This window comes from Blautia sp. TM10-2 (genome assembly GCF_003480845.1).
Lineage (GTDB): Bacteria > Bacillota > Clostridia > Lachnospirales > Lachnospiraceae > Fusicatenibacter > Fusicatenibacter saccharivorans.
In genome coordinates this window covers 63,912-81,788 of the sequence record NZ_QUJZ01000012.1, presented here as the reverse complement: position 1 = coordinate 81,788, position 17,877 = coordinate 63,912, and the positions used below count along the sequence as shown (strand labels likewise).

Below are 17,877 nucleotides of genomic sequence, written 5' to 3'. Positions count from 1 at the left end.
TTCAGATTTCCTCCACAAAGTTCAGATCCTTTTTCCGAATCCCGAGATACGAGAGGATCGTGCATGCGCCGATGACAATCGCAAAGACACTGTAAACATATGCCATCGACGGCCCGTTTCCATACCCCTGCCACTTGTAGCTCGCAATGTTCATCCAAAGCGGCGGCGCGCAGTAATAGCCGATTGTGATGTTGGAAAATTTGCTGAGCAGAAGCGCGGTGAGTGCGATGCCGCAGTTGATGACGATTCCAAATCCCCTGTGTACCAGAAAATTTCCGGCATAACTCACAACGCCTGTCATAACCGACAGGCACCAGATTGCAAGCATTGTGAGCCCCATTGCCTCCTGCGGCGAAAATCGCGAAAGGATCAGATAATCCAACGGTTCCTGGTTAAAGGTATATGCCGCATTCGTCTGAGCCAGCGTACTGATCACCTTCCCCCATCCGGTTTCCCACCCTACATTCGGAAACACAAGCAGTACCGGAATCATACTTAAGCATATGGTGTAAAAAAAGGAAACAACCACAATGTATAGCATGTTTCCCCAAAACCAGCTTTTCCGCCCGACCCGCAGAATCTGCCACCCGCTGTTCGGTTCCAGAAACGGAGCATCACAGAAAAGCAGCAGAGCCCCAAGAACGATGATAATCTGGTCTCCATTATATCTGGTCATAAACGGCAGCATCCAAAAAGTCACATCAACTCCGGTCTGCTCGCAGAAGCCTCGAATACCCGCCGTCATTACATGAAAAAGGATCGCAATCCACAACAGCGCAACATAAAACCGTGGTGTTGTGAATGTTTTCCGCAAACGTATCTGACATACCCGAAGGCTCATCCGTATTCTATCCATTCTGCGCCCTCCTCTTTACCACTCGCACGAAAATTACACCTTCCATTCCTGTCAGAATAAGGAAATAACCAGCTATCACAAAAAAATCCTTAAAATTCCGGATACTTCCCCCATGGAGCTGGTACCATCTCATCTGGCCCGGCAGCTGCAGCGCTTCTGCTACAAGCTGGCTTGCATAATAAAAAAGAGCCGGTGTGCTGACCAGCACAAACAGATTTTTTATTTTTCCCGATATCATAAGCGCAAAAACTGCCATAAATGCATACTTGACAGCCTCAACTCCAAATCTTGCGGCAAGGTAAAACGGCAGAACGAGTCCATTTCCATAGCTTAAACTGCCTGTTAATGTTTCAAGCTCTTCTTTTTTTATCCACGGTATTTTTAATGCCAAAACGCCATAAACAACTGCCATTCCCAGAAAAATACTGATCACAGAACCGAAAAAGGCAACCACCAGATGCGACCAGCAATATGCTGTTCTCCCTATGCGTGTCTCAATGCATCTAAGATAGCCATTTCTGCTGTCTTCCCAATAGCTCAGCGCAAACGGCAGCACAGCCAGCACAGAAAACACTTCAAAAAATGCACCCACACCATGGCTGCTGACAACCAGGTAATATACCGATACATTCCACCGGCTCTGCATTGCTTCCTGACTGATGTTCAACACGGTAACCAGCATCGCACCTGCAATGGCAAAATAAAATTTTCCTGATAAAAACATTCTTTTAAAATCCATTTTTATCATTCGAAAAAACTTCATGAAAGATCACCTTCTTTCTGTTTTGATTTTCGAGATGGTTTTACCGGTTGGTACATTCCCTCTCTCGAAACTTCTCTTCGCCTCTATAAAAGATGTGACCCCGCTTAGCCCGGAGCCACATCTTTCACAAAAATAATTTATTCTTTGAGTAAATCATAAAGCTCAGACAAACTCACCCTGCAATTTCCCGTCCATCCAGTGCATTGATGTAAACATACTGTTCGATCTCATCTTCTATAAATCGAAACTGCCACGCAGGAATCATATCGCACATCCAATGCCCCGTTTCATTTCTTCCCGTTGTCATCGGGTAATAAATCAGTTTCATCTGATCCAGCGTAATCGGCTCAGCAATTGCCAAATCATACTTATTTCTCAGCGTTTCCAAGATAATATCTTTTTCCGCAAGAGATACCGGTTCCTTTTCCCGAATAGCATAGTGATTAACTGCTTGAAGATATTGAATTCCGCCCTCCGTTATAACAGCCTGTATTTTAGATGACGGAATATAAAGATCATCCTGCCGGTTAATTTCATTGCATAATACAGGAACCCCATTCAGATAACCCTGAAAAAACAACAGGAAACAATCATCTGCTTTTGACCACTCATATTTCTGAATCTTCTGAGGCTTTAGCAATTCTCCATTCTCGATTGCCTGTTCCATTAATTCCTGCTGTTTTTCCATCTGTTCATACGAAAAACTGTATTTACTGGTCAATTCAACTTTTTCCCAGTCTCCAATCCATCTAACAAACTCTTTTCCTTCCTCTATCAGCTTTTCTTCGTCTTCCAATGAAATTTCCTGCTCATTGTCTCTGACCAAAATCCCTTCACCATAGGCTGATGTAATATATTCAACAGGCAAATTATAATAAACTTTTTTTCCTTCTTCCGTTTCCACTCCTAATATATTGCTGACAGACACCGTTCCATTTTGATTTTTTAATTGTTCGCCAAGTATTCCCTCATACGAATAACAAACGTCCGGCTCTCCTGTGTCTCCTTTTCTTGTTTCCAATCCACTTTCCGGAATTTTCCCAAGTATTTTATTGAACACACTTTCTCCTTGAAATCCATCCACTTCTATCACACATTTTTCAAACTCATTCCATTTTTTGTCCGGCATGTCAACAATCGCATCAATTTTGGCCTGACTGCCAAGCTGAAAACGGATGTGCTCACCATTGCTTAATTCCTGATCATTTTCAGGTGTCACATTTGTTTCCGTTTCATCATTGCTGATAGAACTATTCCGTTCTTCTCCATTTTCCTGTTTTTCTACCTGCTGCAAATTTTCTGACTCATTTCCCATATTCTGACAACCTGTAAAGAACAGTAATATTACCATAATTCCCAATACTTTCTTTCCCATATATCCCCTCTTTTCAAAATTTCGTTCTTTCTCTTCTGTTACTCGAAGCATAGCGAAATTTTTCTCCATCGTCAACGGATCTGGGATATCATGCTCTATCTGGGATAATCAGTACAGATAGCAAAAAATAAAACTTTGTTCTTTGAAATCCGCATTCTTTTTGCTTCCTTCATACAAATAAAGTCTTTTTTATTACGTTTTATCTTATTTTATCGGAAATACTGCCTCTGCGCAAAACAAATCTCCTGTCTCATAATACTTTAACGCGCCACCTACCTTTTGCATCGTCCGTTTTACACTTTTGTGCCCAATCCCGTGGCTGCTTGTATCTTTCTTCGTCGTATTCAAACTTGAATTTTCATTTAAAACAGATTTTTCTATTTTGTTTTGAATCTCCAACCGAAGATATCCCATTTTTTCCTCTACAAAAATTATAATTTCTTTCTTCTCTGTAACTTTCCGCTCTGCTTCAATCGCATTATCCATGAGATTTCCAAACACAGAGCAAAATTCCAAATCATCAATTCCTTCCATTTTGCTCAGAATCGTACACTTCACATCTACTTTTTCACTTCTCGCAAGAGTAATTTTTGTATTAATCATAGAATCCACATAACTGTTTCCTGTCTGAATTAGTGTCTGCACATCTTCAATTTTCTGATTAATTTTTTCCCATACCTTTACCATTTCCGACTGCGGCATGGTCTCCATTGCCTCTTGCAGAGGTAAAAGATAATTTTTCAAATCATGTTTAAATTCTCGTAATTCTTCATTACTTCTCTTAATAATTTCCATACTTTCCTTTGAATATTTCTCTTTTTCTTTCATCAGTTCATATTCTAGCTTTGTTTGATTATCCTTGCTCATTTGCTGTACTATAAAGTACATAATCAGGCACATCAGCCAGATACAGCATACGCACAGCAAAATCCATTTCTGTTCCTGCATCTGCACACTTGGCAGATCTCTTACTACCAAAATAATAGTATTTCCCGCAATAATTGAGAAAACAAGGTTGCATCCCATGACAATCCATTGCCAGCTTATCAGATTCTCTCGTTCAAACAAAAGACTATTTAGTAATTTACCAACAAAAAAATAAGAAATTTTTGATAATAGCATGATCGCAATTCTTACTGTATCCTGATCTTGAATAAACGATGCAACACTTTCTTGAAGGATAAAACTGCCGCCGAAAAGGATCGCTGTGTTTACCATCATCAATACTGCTCTCGCAACTACCGCTGCAGTAACCTTTCTCAGAACACTTCCCTGTGTACCCACCATCAAATAGACAAAAAGCCAAATCAATGTGATCCACATTTCCCACCTGTCATATAACGCAGGATACTTTTCCAACGCAGGAAAGATTAGCCCAAATAGCACTGCAATTCCCCACAAAATTTTACCTTTTTTCCCTTTGGGTTTCTGCTGCATAAAATCCATGCAGAATTCCAACAAAAGTATGTTTTCCCAAACAGAAATTGCAAGTTCAAAAACCTTCCAAAATGTTGCACTCATTCCATCACCACTCCCATAATTTTCATTCGAACCTGATTCAGATAATTTCTGCTGACAGGAATGCTTTTCCCGTTCAATAGCAGAAGTTCTTTTTCGCGCAACCGATATACATAGTTCATGTTAACCAAATATCCTTTATGTGTCCTTACAAATTTATGCGCTTCTAGTTTTTTCTCCGCTTCTGACATTTTCATTCTTACACGAATCGCCTCATCCCTCGTATCTTTTTCCCGATAGAAAAGCAGATAGTTCTTCTCGCTCTCCACAAACCAGATATCACGCAATGCAAGTTTTACACTCTGACGCCCTGTCTGCAGTTCTATTTGGGGAACTTTCTTTCCTGCCTTTTTCTGCAGTTCCAGCAACTGCGGCTCCAGTTCCTCATCCAGATGTGCCTTGCGGATAAAAAAGAATGGATGATACACCAATGACTGAAACACCAGATCATCCTTATTCGATACAAACACAATACAACATTCTCTGTTCCACTTTTTCAGATACGATGCAACCTCAAATCCATTCACTTCCGGCATATCGATATCAATAAAAAAAACAGAAATCTCATCAAGATTTTTGATTCCTTCCAGCATCTCCTTCGCAGATACGTAGCACTCCATTTTCACTGCAATCTTATGTTTCTGACATAAACCTCGAATTCTGATTTCCAGTTTATTTAAAAACACTTTATCATCATCACATAAAATTAAATTCATTATTTTCCCCCGTGCTTCTTATCGAAGATTCTACTTCTCAATAGCATACCAAATTTTTTCTTTTCTCTCAAGTAACCTGGGATAACATGAATGATCTGGGACAAACATCAGATCATTCTGCTCTGAGAGCTTTTTTGCCTGACGGGAAAATGTAACGAGATTTTCCCTCGAAAAAAAACAACACCTGAACCGTTTTGCCAACTCAGGTGTTGTTACAATAAATTTATATCGCCCGCAAAGGCTGTTACGCAACTATATCCTCAAACTGCGAATTGTAAAGGTTTGCATAGAACCCATTCTTCGCAAGCAGTTCTTCATGGTTGCCCTGCTCGATGATATCTCCGTCCTTCATGACAAGAATCAGATCCGCATCACGAATCGTGGACAGCCGATGGGCAATGACAAAGCTTGTTCTACCCTTCATCAGGTTATCCATTGCTTTCTGGATCTCGATCTCTGTTCTGGTATCAACGGATGAGGTCGCCTCATCGAGAATCAGGATCTTATTGTCTGCAAGAATTGCTCTTGCGATCGTCAGAAGCTGTTTCTGTCCCTGGGATACATTGCTTGCATCCTCATTCAGCTCCATCTGGTAGCCGCCCGGCAGGGTCTGAATGAAATGGTGTGCCCGCGCAGCCTTCGCCGCTGCAATAACCTCCTCATCCGTGGCATCGAGCCGGCCGTAGCGGATATTTTCCATGATACTGCCCTTGAACAGCCACGTATCCTGCAGCACCATACCAAAGGCATCGCGAAGCTCTCTGCGGTTGAAATCCCTGATATTGTGGTCATCCAGAAGAATGGCTCCGCTGTTTACATCATAATAACGCATCAGCAGCTTAACCATTGTCGTTTTTCCTGCTCCAGTCGGGCCGACAATGGCAATTTTCTGACCCGGTTTTACCTTCGCACAGAAATCATGGATGATGATCTGATCCGGATTGTATCCGAACTGTACATGGTCAAAGGTTACTGCTCCTGTTACCGTCTCAATGTCCGCCGGATTTTCCGTGGTCTGATCCTCTTCCTCTTCGTTCAGGAATTCAAAGACACGCTCGGATGCCGCCGACATCGACTGTACCATGTTGATCACCTGCGCAATCTGCTGGATCGGCTGGGTAAAGTTTTTCACATACTGGATAAATGCCTGGATATCACCGATCGTGATCACGTTTTTGATCGCCAGAAGTCCGCCGGTCAATGCCACGCAGGCGTAGCCTAAATTTCCGACAAACATCATAATCGGCTGCATCATACCGGATAAAAACTGGGATTTCCATGCGGAATCGTAAAGAATATTGTTGGTTTTTTCAAACTCTTCGATCGTATCCCTCTCGCGGTTGAATGCCTTGATGACGAGATGGCCGCCGTAAACCTCCTCAACCTGTCCATTGATGTGACCCAGATATTCCTGCTGGTCACGGAAGAATTTCTGGGATTTCTTCGTCACCAGTCCGATCAGCCCCATAGAAATTGGCAGGATCACAAGTGCGATCAGCGTCATCAGCGGAGAGATACTCAGCATCATGATCAGAACGCCGACCAGCGTTGCCACGGATGTGATGATTGTGGTAATGCTCTGGTTCAGTCCCTGACCCAGTGTGTCGACATCGTTGGTAATACGTGAGAGCACTTCGCCATAGGTGCGGCTCTCAAAATATTTCATCGGCATGCGGTTGATTTTCTCCGAGATTTCCTTCCGGAGACGATAGCATACCTTCTGGGTAACGCCGGTCATAATCCAGCCCTGGATGAAGCTGAACAGGGCGCTCATCAGATACAGGCCAAGTACAAACAGCAGAATCGTTCCGATTCTTGCAAAATCAATGCTTCCTGTGCCCCGGATCTTTTCCATCAGTCCCTCGGACAGTGCGGTCGTAGCTTTTCCGAGAATCTTTGGTCCGGCAACGTTGAACACCGTCGAGCATGCGGCACAGATCATAACGATAAAAATCGCAATTTTATATTTTCCGATGTACTGGGCGAGCTGTTTGATCGATTTTTTCAGATCTTTCGGCTTCTCGCCCGGCTGCATGCCGCGGCCCATCCGTCCCATCGGTCCTCTTTTGCGCGGCTGCTGGTTCATTTCATTACTCATGGTCAGCCACCTCACTTTCCTTCAGTCCAAGCTCTTTCTCTGACAGCTGAGATTTCGCAATCTCCTGGTAAACCTCGCAGCTTCTCAGCAATTCCTCATGCGTACCTTTTCCGACTACTTTTCCGTCATCGAGCACCAGAATCTGCTCCGCATGGAGAATCGTGCTGATCCGCTGTGCCACGATGATCACGGTGCTGTCTTTGACATTCTCCGCCAGTGCTTTTCGAAGCGCCGCATCCGTTTTCAGGTCAAGTGCAGAAAAACTGTCGTCGAAAATAAAGATTTTCGGGTCTTTTGCAATCGCACGCGCAATCGCCAGACGCTGTTTCTGTCCGCCGGATACGTTCGTTCCGCCCTGTGCAATCGCGGTTTCGTATTTGTCATCTTTTGCCTCGATAAACTCGGTTGCCTGCGCAATTGCGGCTGCCTTTTCGATCTCCGCATCCGTCGCATCGTCTTTTCCGAAGCGCAGGTTGGATGCGATCGTTCCCGAGAACAGCACACCTTTCTGCGGCACGAAACCGATCTCATCGCGCAGATCCTTCATCGTAATGTTTCGAATATCTTTTCCATCGAGCGTAATCTTTCCGCCCGTCACATCATAGAGACGTGGGATCAGGTTGACCAGCGTCGATTTACCGCAGCCGGTGCTTCCGATGATCGCTGTCGTCTTGCCAGGCTCGGCAACGAAGTCGATGTCATGCAGCACATCCTCCTCGGCGCCCGGATAACGGAAGTTGACGTGATCGAAGCGGACAACTCCGTTGTGAACCTCCAGCTGCTCCGGATTTTTGACATCCTGAATGGAGGATTCTGTCTGAATGACTTCATCGATACGGCCGGCGGCAACAGCGGCACGCGGCAGCATGATTGACATCATTGTCAGCATCAGGAAAGACATGACGATCATCATGGCGTAGGTAATAAATGCAGTCATTGCACCGACCTGCATCGTGCCGGCATCGATTTTATGTGCACCGACCCATACGATTCCGACGGTCAGCACGTTCATAATCATCATCATACCAGGCATCATAAAGGTCATGACGCGGTTGGTGAACAGGGTTGTTTTGGTCAGTTCCTTATTCGCACCGTCGAAGCGCTCTTCCTCTTTGTCCTCTCTTCCGAACGCACGGATGACAGAGAGTCCGGTCAGGATTTCACGCGATACGAGGTTGATGTTGTCGACCAGTTTCTGCATCAGCTTGAATTTCGGCATCGCAAGGGAGACAAGCAGCATCACGTAGCCGAGAATGACGATGATCGCAAGAACAATGATCCATTCCATACCGGCTCCCGTTTTCATGACTTTCAGCACACCGCCGATGCCAAGGATCGGTGCGTAGGCAACCATTCGCAGTACCATGACGGAGACCATCTGGATCTGCTGGATATCGTTCGTGCTTCGGGTAATCAGCGATGCGGTGGAGAACTGATCCATCTCCACATTGGAGAATCCGACAACCCGTTTGAATACTTTTTCGCGCAGATCGCGGCCGATTCCGGCGCCGACGCGGGAGGCAAACAGTCCGACGAGAACAGTTACCACACCCATCAGGAGTGCCATGCCGACCATCTTGAGGCCTGCGGTCAGAAGATACGTTTTCTGAATCTGGTCTAGATCGAGGCCCGCCGCTTTGTCTGCGGAAACTGCATACGCAATGCCCATCGATTTTACCAGGGAGCTTCCCATCGTATCAAGCGTTTTTTCCATGCTGTCGCGCATCGAGAGCACGGTGTCTTTATCCATCTGTCCGCTCTCGAGCATCGCTGCAAAGATTGGACGGACATCCACACAGGTGACTTTGACTTTGTTTCCATCGTCATCCTCTTTTTCCTGTTGGAAGCTCTTCAGCTCCACATGCATCATCTCGCCGATCTGCTCAATCGTCATGTTTTCAAACACCGACGCATCCTGACCGGTCTGCTGTGCCATGAGTTGTTTAAAGGTATCCTCCTCCATCGCACCCATCTGGTAATTCATCAGCAGTGCAACGGTCAGTGTATCGTCTGCTTCATCAAGTTCTTTTTCAGAAGCTTTGTTCCGTTCATAATAGCCGTCCTTTTTCGTATAGAGGCTTTCCCATAAATCCACCTCATCATCCGTCATGATAAACTCGGCCGTCTGAAATTCTTCCTCTGTGATTCGTTTCGGTGTAACGTGCTCAACACCACTGTTCTGAATGCCCACATCGATGATGTCGGATGTGTACGACGGGAGCGACAGGTCGCACCACGCCTGGACAAACAGAAGCACAAGAATCACGAGAATCGATTTCCAGTACGGGATCATGTTCTTGAAAATCTTACTCATTTTTTCCCCTTTCTGTCTTTTTTTGTGTACCAGCTTGCCGGCACACTAATTCTGTCGTTTTCGGGTGTCAATTTCTTTTTCTGCGATCTCATAGATACGATCCAGATAAGCAACCAGCTGATCTATATCCTCTTCCTTTAACTGTGACATCACAGAGCAGCCAAAGTCCTGCATTCTGTCCCGTACCTCTTCCCCTTTTTTCCAGCCCTTCTCTGTCAGACTGATATATGTATTTCTGCGGTCTTTTTTGTCAACGCTCCGCTCTACATATCCTTTTTCCTCCAGTCCGCGCAGTGTGCGCGACACAGCCGGCGGAAGTGTTTTGGTCTTCGCCGCCAGCTCTGAGCTTGTAATTTTTCCGTTTTCTCCCATTTGCAAAATCGCACCCATAACGGAAAATTCGGAACTGCTGAGTCCCGGAATCAGGTCTGATACGTTCAGTTTTTTAAACTGGTGCACCGCACGAAACAGTTTTTCAAATGCATCTTTCATGTTTTCCCCCTCCTTTTGCCGCAAATGCTTAACAGTGTTATTTATTTACGCGCGTTAAATAATAACACCGGCAAATTTCTATGTCAAGAAATCTGCCGGTGTTTATGTTTTTTTTAGAATTTACGCCACTCAAATAGAATTTGACAAACGCTGCCATTTTGTTTAGATTAGAAGCAAATACGAAAGGACATCTTCATTCCCATGCCAGGTTTTATCTTACATCTTACCGCAGCCCAAATGCTGTTAAAGCACCTCCCGTCCCACCCGGATTTTCCATATCCGATTTCATCGGTAAATGATTTTCTGATCGGAAATCTTCTGCCGGATGCGACGCAGCAGAAAGAATCCTCCCATTTCCGCGATCCGCTTTACCGCGAAAAAATGATGGTATTCCCGGATCTTACACGGTTTACAGCGAAATACCGTTCACTTCTGCCAGATTCGAGCGCACTGGGATATTATTTTCATCTTTATATTGACCGGAAATTTTTTAAGGATTTCATTCCTCAGATTGTGGAATTTTATAATGCGGATGGGGAAATTACAGATATGAGAGATGAGATTGCAACGGTTTATATCAAAAAATCGCGGACATCCATTCCTTTTTCCAGATATCTCACGGAGGAGTATTATTACGGGGACTATACACGAATGAATACATATCTTGTCAACCGCTATTGCATCCCGCTCGATCTCAATCCTAACGTCACGAACCCTGGAATCACAGAAATTCAATATGAGAACGTCCAACAGGTACTTGACCTCCTCCATCACTTCCTCTCCGTCCCGCCGGAAGCTGCGCAGGATCTGAAGGTCTTTCCGCTTGAAGAACTGCTTGCGGCACTGGAGCAATATGTAGAAGAGTTTTTGGCTGTGCCGAATAAGTATATTCCATAATTTTCCATTTAAAAAGGAGCAGAACCCACACCAGATTCCGCTCCTTTTTCAGAATGTAATTTTTTCGTTTCCTCTTACACTACATCTTGAACGATCCATTCTCTGTCATCCGTATCCATTTGTTTTTTTCTTCGATATTCCGTTGGTGTCCTCCCATAATATTTCTTAAATGTCTTGCAAAAATAATCCATATTTTCAAATCCCGTCTCGCCGGAAATTACAGTTATCTTTTTCTCCGTCGTGGCCAGAAGCTTTGCAGCCTCCTGCAGACGATACTTCACCAGATAATGCACCGGCGTATCGTGAAGATATCTTCGGAACAGATTCAATGCCGTACTCTTGCTCACCATAGCCTGCCCGGCAATATCCTCCAAGGTAAGATTCTGTCGGAAATTTTGATGAATATATTGCATCATCAGCTGTGTTCTTCCCTGTGAGGATGCCGTATTTTCTCTTTTTTTCTGCAGCACTTCCGAATCCATGTGCAAATAAAGCAAGTGCCACAATTCCTGCGTCAGAAATAAAGTAACCAGTTCCCGGTCTTTGTCTGATTCCTGCGCTTTGAGAATTTTCTGCATGAGCTCCAGTGCTTCTGCCTGCCATTTTATTTCCCTGCAAAAGACAATGCAGTCCACCTTACACGCCTGTATCGGTGCAATGTATTTTTTGTAAATCAGGCTGTCTGCCGGAGCGAGAAATGTCGGTTTCAGAACAAAATTTGGCATAATCGCATGGCCTTCAGAAAAATAGCGATGCAAAATCTTTGAGTTAATAAAAATGCCCGTTCCCTGTCCCAGTGAAAACTGCTTTTCGCCAACCCAGAAGGTTGCTGTTCCCTCCTGTACAAAAACAAACTCAAACTCCACATGCCAGTGCCATTCTACACAATGAAAATCAAACAACGCAAGATCGTCGTAATACAATTGAAACGGATACTCACTGTTTCCATGCTGTATCGTTTCCATCATGCTTTCATCCGTTTGGATCTTGTTATAAAATGTATTAAATTCCATCTTTCCCCGCCTCCGTTTTTCAGGCACGCCCCTCTCTATTTTACGATATTATACAATAAACAGACGATATATTCCAGTGAAAGCGACACTATTTTACGTTATTATACAAAAAGAATCGTTGTCGCTCCATGGAACACGGTGAACGGCAACGAAACGAACACTACGGCCGCAGCAGTTCTGCCATTTTAAAAAACGGAGTATATCACTATGAAAAAGAACTACCACAAAACCTTAATTGCCTGTTATCTTGGATTTATCACGCAGGCAATTTCTGCAAATTTTGCACCTTTACTATTTCTTACCTTTCACAGAACTTACCATATTTCTCTTGGAAAAATTGCGTTTATCTCGACAATATTCTTTTTCACACAACTTCTTGTCGATTTGTTCTGTGCCAGATATGTCGATAAAATCGGTTATCGCAGGTGTGTCGTTGCTTCTGAGATTCTTTCCGCCTGCGGCCTGATTGGACTTGCCTTTCTGCCCAATATTCTGCCAAATGCCTATGCAGGAATTTTGCTCAGTGCCATGATCTATGCCGCCGGAAGCGGACTGATTGAGGTTCTTGTCAGCCCAATCGTAGAAGCTTGTCCGTTTGACAATAAGGACAGCGTTATGAGTCTGCTTCATTCCTTTTACTGCTGGGGGTCTGTAGGCGTCATCTTACTCTCCACTGCTTTTTTGGCAGTTTTTGGTATGGAACGCTGGCCGATCCTCGCATGTATCTGGGCTGTACTTCCACTGTACAATACGTTTAATTTTCTTTCCTGCCCGATTGAATCACTGACCGGAAGCGAAGAAGGACTTACCATTCGTCAGCTGTGCCGTCTTCCCATTTTCTGGATTTCCCTTGTTCTTATGGTCTGCGCCGGAGCAAGCGAGATTTCGATGGCACAATGGGCTTCCGCTTATGCCGAGTCTGCATTAGGTCTCTCAAAAAGCATTGGAGACATTGCAGGACCGTGCCTGTTTGCTGTGATGATGGGCATCAGCAGAACCTTCTATGGTAAATACGGGGAAAAAATTGACTTAACAAAATTTATGATCGCATCCGGTACACTTTGCCTGATCTGTTATCTGGCTGCAGCTCTCGCACCATATCCTCTTTTAAATCTTATAGGCTGCGTTGTGTGTGGTTTCTCCGTAGGAATTATGTGGCCGGGAACCATCAGTATTTCATCCTCTAAAATTCCACTCGGCGGAACTGCACTGTTCGCACTTCTCGCCATGGCCGGAGATATGGGTGGTTCCATTGGCCCATTTGTTATTGGATTTGTCACACAAAACACCGGCGACGATCTGAAGGCAGGTATGCTGGCCGGCTGCATTTTCCCTGCTGTACTGATTTTGTCTGTTTTTCTGCTCCGACAAAGGAACGCAGAGCAAAAATAAGCACAAAAGAGATACCGTAACGTGTCTCAGACACAGGAGCCGGACAGTCCGACTCCTTTTTTTCATGTCTCTGCAATATTTCTCACAACTCCCGAAAACAGAATCGATCCGTCCTGCCCCGTGACAAGAAACAGGAATGGACGATCCAGTACGAAGTCGATTTCGTCGTCCGGTATTTCTGCTGCGGTTTCTGAAATGCCGAGTTCTGTATACGCTGCTCCGGTTACTCCGTTTTCGTCGATTTCTAGCGTGGCGGCATGATCTGCTTTGCTCAGGTATAAATTCTCTTTGTCCCCTGTTAATGGACTGAAATCTGCCAGATCCGTATCCAGCGCATCCGTTACACCTAGTGCGCGCACCGTTTCGATCAGGTCTGTTTTTTCCGATACTTTAAATTTAGGAACAGACAGGTTCACCATAGGGGAATACCAGTTATCACTGCTTTCATCCCGCCGTATAACCTTCATCAGATCCGGCGATGATACCAGTTCATTGACATCGGTATTTTCATCCGGAAGCAGGAAATACATGGAGCCGCTGTCCTGAAGGCTAAGGCTGACTGCACGGAAATGTTCGCCCTGGTAGACATCCATCCATTCCGTTTTCTTCATCATGTCCACAGTGGTATCTCCCGCAGCTCCGTGGAAGGTTTCCTTCTCTGTATTCACTTCCCAGAAATTCTCCCGCCACATCGCCTTATAATAGATGGTTGATACCAGTTCAAATACCGTTTCCGGGGCGATCGCCATATTTTCGGTGTATTCTTTTAAAAGCCCTCCGGTATTATCATCCGTCCAGGTCCGCAGAGCCTGATTCATCTCTTCCGATCCGGGAGTCCCACGGAAGGTCGATGCATAATACTGTTCCGCCAGCCGCTGCAGCGTTGTGTCATTGTATGTTTCCTCACCATCCAGCCACAGCGAATTTGCCAACACACTTTTCAGCGCGGGCGTGTCTGCATAATTGCTTTTCCAGAGCGAAGAAATATTTTTCCGTAAGGTGTCCATATCCTGCGCACCAAGCATATCCAGAATCTGCTGCCGCGTATTTCCATCCGAAGTTTCCGCCAGCATCGCAAACGCGATATACAGATTGATCGGCGAGCAGACGGTATTTTCATTATCGGAAACCAGCATCTGTTCCATCAGTTTCTGATAATACGCATCCATTCCCGACTGCAGTTCCGCTGATTTTGTCGTCAGTTCCCTGTAGGAATTCCACCAGTCCCAGTGCGCATCACTTTCCATAAATTCCTGTGCATCCATCGTCTGCGCCACAGATGCCGGATAAGCTGCCATAACCGTCTTTAGCCCCGACGGGTAACGGACTGCCGAACTCTCCTGTCCATTTCTCCATGTCGTAACCCCCAGCACAGCTCCGCCGATGATCACCGCGCAGGCTGCCGCGGCCGTCCATTTTTTCCATGCAGCCCCTTGGGAACGCTGATAGTCCCGCGCCTTTTTCACCATAGCAGGATCCAGGTCACTCAGTGTTTCAAACAGTTCTTCTTTCTTCATACTTCGAACCCCCTTTCCGTCAAGTGTGTATGCAGTTTCCCACGGATCCGGTTCAGCGTAACTGAAACATAGTTTTCGCTTCTGCCCAGACGCCCCGCGATTTCGCTGATACTGTCCACATACCAGTACCGCAGGACAAACATGCATCGTTTCTCCTCCGGCAGCTTCTGCAGAAACTGATTGATCTCCGCGATCAGTTCTTTCATCTCCCACTGCCGCTCAATATTATCTTTCCCCGAAACGCATTCTTCCAACTCGTCCAACACCGCATCAACCTGACTTCCTCCGCGTTTTCCGCGATGCATTTTTCGATACAGATCAAACGAAAGATTTCTCGTTATTTTTCCAAGAAATGTGGATAACAGAGACGGCCGGTGCGGCGGCATAGCATTCCACGCGTGAAGCCAGGTGTCGTTGACACATTCTTCTGCATCCGCCGGATTCTGCAGAATATTCTGTGCAATGGACGTACAGTATGTACCATATTTCATCGCAGACTCGCTGATCGCTGTTTCGTTCCTGTCCCAGTACATTTGGACAATATGAGTATCCTCCATATGGAAATCCCCCCTTTCATCTATCATCACGCCATTTTGCAGAAAATCTTACACTTTTCAAAAGAAATTTCAGTTCAAAAAAGGGCGTGACCGAAGCCACGCCCTTCCATTCTTTTATTTTCTTTATGCCAGAATCGGTTTTAAAGCCTCTGCGAGTTTTTCTTTCTCTGCTTCTGCCTCTGCCAGATCCTTACCAAGTGTTGTGTAGTATACTTTGATCTTCGGCTCTGTTCCGGACGGGCGGACGATGACGGTTTCACCGTTTGCCAGTTTGTAGATCAGAACGTTTGCTGCCGGGAGTCCGGTCTCTTCTGGTTTCTCGTAATCGGTTACTTTGACAACAGTGGAACCTGCGATCTCGGTCAGCGGCTGTTTTCTGAGGCCATCCATGATGCCGGCCATTTTGTCCATTCCGCTAAGTCCCGGGAACTCGAAACTGTCTACTTTGTTCAGGTAGCGGCCATACTCGGCATAGATCTCTTCCAGTCTCTGTTTCAGAGAGCTTCCGATGCTTCTGTAGTAAGCTGCCATCTCGCAGATCAGCATGGAGCCGATGACTGCGTCTTTATCTCTTACGTACGGTCCTGCCAGGTATCCGTAGCTCTCCTCGAATCCGAAGATGAAGCGGTCTACTTCGCCGTCTGCCTCAAGGTTTGCAATCTGATCGCCGATCCATTTGAATCCGGTCAGAACGCTGCGGAGCTCTACGCCGTAGTGCTCTGCAACTGCATCTGCCAGCGGTGTGGACACGATGGATTTTACAGCAACTGGTTTCTCCGGCATGGTGCCTTTCTCGATGCGGCCTGCGCAGATGTAGTCGAGAAGCAGAACGCCGACTTCATTTCCGGTTACCAGCTCATAACTTCCATCCGGGCATTTCATGGCGATACCAACGCGGTCTGCATCCGGGTCGGTTGCCAGCATCAGGTCTGCGCCGGTCTCTTTTGCAAGATCCAGGCCTTTTTCCAGTGCAGCAAAGATTTCCGGGTTCGGATAGCTGCAGGTGGTGAAGTATCCGTTCGGATACTCCTGCTCCGGAACGATGGTGATATCAGTGATGCCGATGTCTTTTAATACACGGGTAACCGGTACAAGACCAGATCCGTTCAGCGGGCTGTAAACGAGTTTCAGTCCAGCGGTCTTGCAGAGGCCTGGACGAACCTGACGGGATTCGATGGCTTCGTACAGTGCATTCTTGCAGTCATCGCCGACGAAACGGATCAGTCCCTCTTCTACTCCCTGTGCAAACGGCATATATTTTACGCCGGTCAGGATATCGGTTTTCTGAATCTCTGCGTATACGATTGCTGCAGCATCATCGGTCATCTGGCATCCGTCCGGGCCGTAGGCTTTGTAGCCGTTGTATTTTGCCGGGTTGTGGGATGCAGTTACCATGATACCTGCATTGCAGTTATAGTAACGGGTTGCAAAGGAAAGTGCCGGTACCGGCATCAGTGCATCGTAAATTCTGACTTTGATTCCGTTTGCAGCCAGAACGCCTGCTGCTGTTTTTGCGAAAACATCGCTCTTGATACGGCTGTCATAGCTGATGGCTACGGTCTGGTTTCCGCCCTGTGTTTTTACCCAGTTTGCAAGGCCCTGTGTTGCCTGACGCACTACATAGATATTCATACGGTTTGTTCCTGCGCCAAGTACACCACGAAGTCCTGCGGTTCCGAATTTCAGAGATACAGCAAAACGGTCCTTGATCTCCTCATCGTTTCCTTCAATCCGTGCCAGCTCCGGGTTCAGATCTGCGTCTTCCAGATCAGCTGCCAGCCATCTCTTATACTCTTCCAGATACATATCTTTTTTTCTCCTGTTCTATTCTTTATTTGTAACTATTCAGCGCCATGCGAAAGAGAAGAAAATCGTGAATCATGCTTGCATGAATGCGCGGTTTTCTGGAATTTCATATGGCGAGAAGCAACATCGAGATGCAGCGCAAGCGGAATCGAGATGGGGTTCTGAATAGTTACCTTTCTTTTATGTCTCACTCTTATGTCCCCATTCAGCGCCACATAAATGTATGTATAGTCACAATATACCATAACCGCCCCAAAACAGCAATTATTTTTGGTAATTTAAGCAAAATTTTACCGATTCTTTTTCTCTTTTTTCGACTCTATCCGCCGTTTTCAGACAGAATTAGCTAAAACTCTTTTCGTCCAGCCATATCTTTTTGTCATTCGAATATAAAATTCCCGCTGCAAGTTATCCTTGCATTTTTCCATAATGATAATATTATTGTTCCAACTAATTTCTCGCACCAGTGGTGCGAGTTTCTATCCTTCCGACAACTTTCCATTCCGACAAGCTCTGGTAATTATGATATCGCTTAGTGGGTTACAAAAGCAGAAATCTGCACG

General features: G+C 45.5%; 15 protein-coding genes. 2 read left to right on the top strand and 13 right to left on the bottom strand.

Features of this window, described 5'->3' with window-relative positions:
- Window position 1: 1 nt before the first annotated feature.
- The 8 genes from DXD92_RS13235 to DXD92_RS13200 form a co-directional block, all read right to left on the bottom strand.
- A complete protein-coding gene (locus DXD92_RS13235) occupies window positions 2–856 on the bottom strand; it encodes a hypothetical protein (RefSeq protein ID WP_118640704.1) in 855 nt (284 codons plus the stop codon).
- Complete coding sequence (locus tag DXD92_RS13230) at window positions 849–1,619, bottom strand: hypothetical protein (RefSeq protein WP_118640702.1); 771 nt, start codon at window positions 1,617–1,619, stop codon at window positions 849–851. The genes DXD92_RS13235 and DXD92_RS13230 overlap by 8 nt, the downstream gene beginning before the upstream one ends.
- Before the next feature lie 172 nt (window positions 1,620–1,791).
- A complete protein-coding gene (locus DXD92_RS13225; protein ID WP_118640700.1) occupies window positions 1,792–2,994 on the bottom strand; it encodes a hypothetical protein in 1,203 nt (400 codons plus the stop codon).
- 204 nt (window positions 2,995–3,198) lie between these two features.
- Window positions 3,199–4,515: a GHKL domain-containing protein gene (locus DXD92_RS13220; protein WP_022461301.1), complete on the bottom strand. Its 1,317-nt coding sequence runs from the start codon at window positions 4,513–4,515 to the stop codon at window positions 3,199–3,201.
- The gene (locus DXD92_RS13215) at window positions 4,512–5,228 is read right to left on the bottom strand and encodes a LytR/AlgR family response regulator transcription factor (RefSeq protein ID WP_022461302.1); all 717 of its coding nucleotides are present in this window, start codon (window positions 5,226–5,228) and stop codon (window positions 4,512–4,514) included. The genes DXD92_RS13220 and DXD92_RS13215 overlap by 4 nt, the downstream gene beginning before the upstream one ends.
- Window positions 5,229–5,472: 244 nt before the next feature.
- Window positions 5,473–7,326 (bottom strand): ABC transporter ATP-binding protein, encoded by a 1,854-nt coding sequence (locus DXD92_RS13210; protein ID WP_118640698.1) that lies wholly within the window; start codon window positions 7,324–7,326, stop codon window positions 5,473–5,475.
- The gene (locus tag DXD92_RS13205) at window positions 7,319–9,640 is read right to left on the bottom strand and encodes an ABC transporter ATP-binding protein (RefSeq protein ID WP_118640696.1); all 2,322 of its coding nucleotides are present in this window, start codon (window positions 9,638–9,640) and stop codon (window positions 7,319–7,321) included. Before DXD92_RS13205 ends, DXD92_RS13210 begins: the two co-directional genes overlap by 8 nt.
- Window positions 9,641–9,685: 45 nt before the next feature.
- Complete coding sequence (locus DXD92_RS13200; protein ID WP_022461451.1) at window positions 9,686–10,132, bottom strand: MarR family winged helix-turn-helix transcriptional regulator; 447 nt, start codon at window positions 10,130–10,132, stop codon at window positions 9,686–9,688.
- Window positions 10,133–10,333: 201 nt separating this feature from the next.
- Between DXD92_RS13200 and DXD92_RS13195 the strand changes: the two genes are divergently transcribed.
- Window positions 10,334–11,029, top strand: coding sequence for a hypothetical protein (locus tag DXD92_RS13195; protein WP_022461452.1), 696 nt, complete (start codon window positions 10,334–10,336; stop codon window positions 11,027–11,029).
- Window positions 11,030–11,103: 74 nt separating this feature from the next.
- Here the strand turns inward: DXD92_RS13195 and DXD92_RS13190 are convergent, their stop codons facing one another.
- On the bottom strand, window positions 11,104–12,042 hold the full coding sequence (locus tag DXD92_RS13190; RefSeq protein WP_022461453.1) for an AraC family transcriptional regulator: 939 nt from the start codon (window positions 12,040–12,042) through the stop codon (window positions 11,104–11,106).
- A gap of 207 nt (window positions 12,043–12,249) precedes the next feature.
- On the opposite strand from DXD92_RS13190, the gene DXD92_RS13185 reads away from it, so the two are divergent.
- Window positions 12,250–13,434, top strand: coding sequence for an MFS transporter (locus tag DXD92_RS13185; protein ID WP_022461454.1), 1,185 nt, complete (start codon window positions 12,250–12,252; stop codon window positions 13,432–13,434).
- Window positions 13,435–13,496: 62 nt separating this feature from the next.
- Here DXD92_RS13185 and DXD92_RS13180 read toward each other — a convergent pair whose 3' ends face one another.
- The 4 genes from DXD92_RS13180 to DXD92_RS19535 all read right to left on the bottom strand — a co-directional run bounded on the left by DXD92_RS13180 (window position 13,497) and on the right by DXD92_RS19535 (window position 17,778).
- The gene (locus tag DXD92_RS13180; RefSeq protein WP_118640694.1) at window positions 13,497–14,951 is read right to left on the bottom strand and encodes a serpin family protein; all 1,455 of its coding nucleotides are present in this window, start codon (window positions 14,949–14,951) and stop codon (window positions 13,497–13,499) included.
- Entirely contained in the window at window positions 14,948–15,508 is a 561-nt protein-coding gene (locus DXD92_RS13175; RefSeq protein ID WP_118640692.1) for an RNA polymerase sigma factor, read from the bottom strand. Before DXD92_RS13175 ends, DXD92_RS13180 begins: the two co-directional genes overlap by 4 nt.
- A gap of 123 nt (window positions 15,509–15,631) precedes the next feature.
- Complete coding sequence (locus DXD92_RS13170) at window positions 15,632–17,314, bottom strand: phospho-sugar mutase (protein WP_022462793.1); 1,683 nt, start codon at window positions 17,312–17,314, stop codon at window positions 15,632–15,634.
- Window positions 17,315–17,646: 332 nt separating this feature from the next.
- A complete protein-coding gene (locus DXD92_RS19535; RefSeq protein ID WP_278311623.1) occupies window positions 17,647–17,778 on the bottom strand; it encodes a DUF1016 N-terminal domain-containing protein in 132 nt (43 codons plus the stop codon).
- Between the last annotated feature and the right edge of the window lie 99 nt (window positions 17,779–17,877).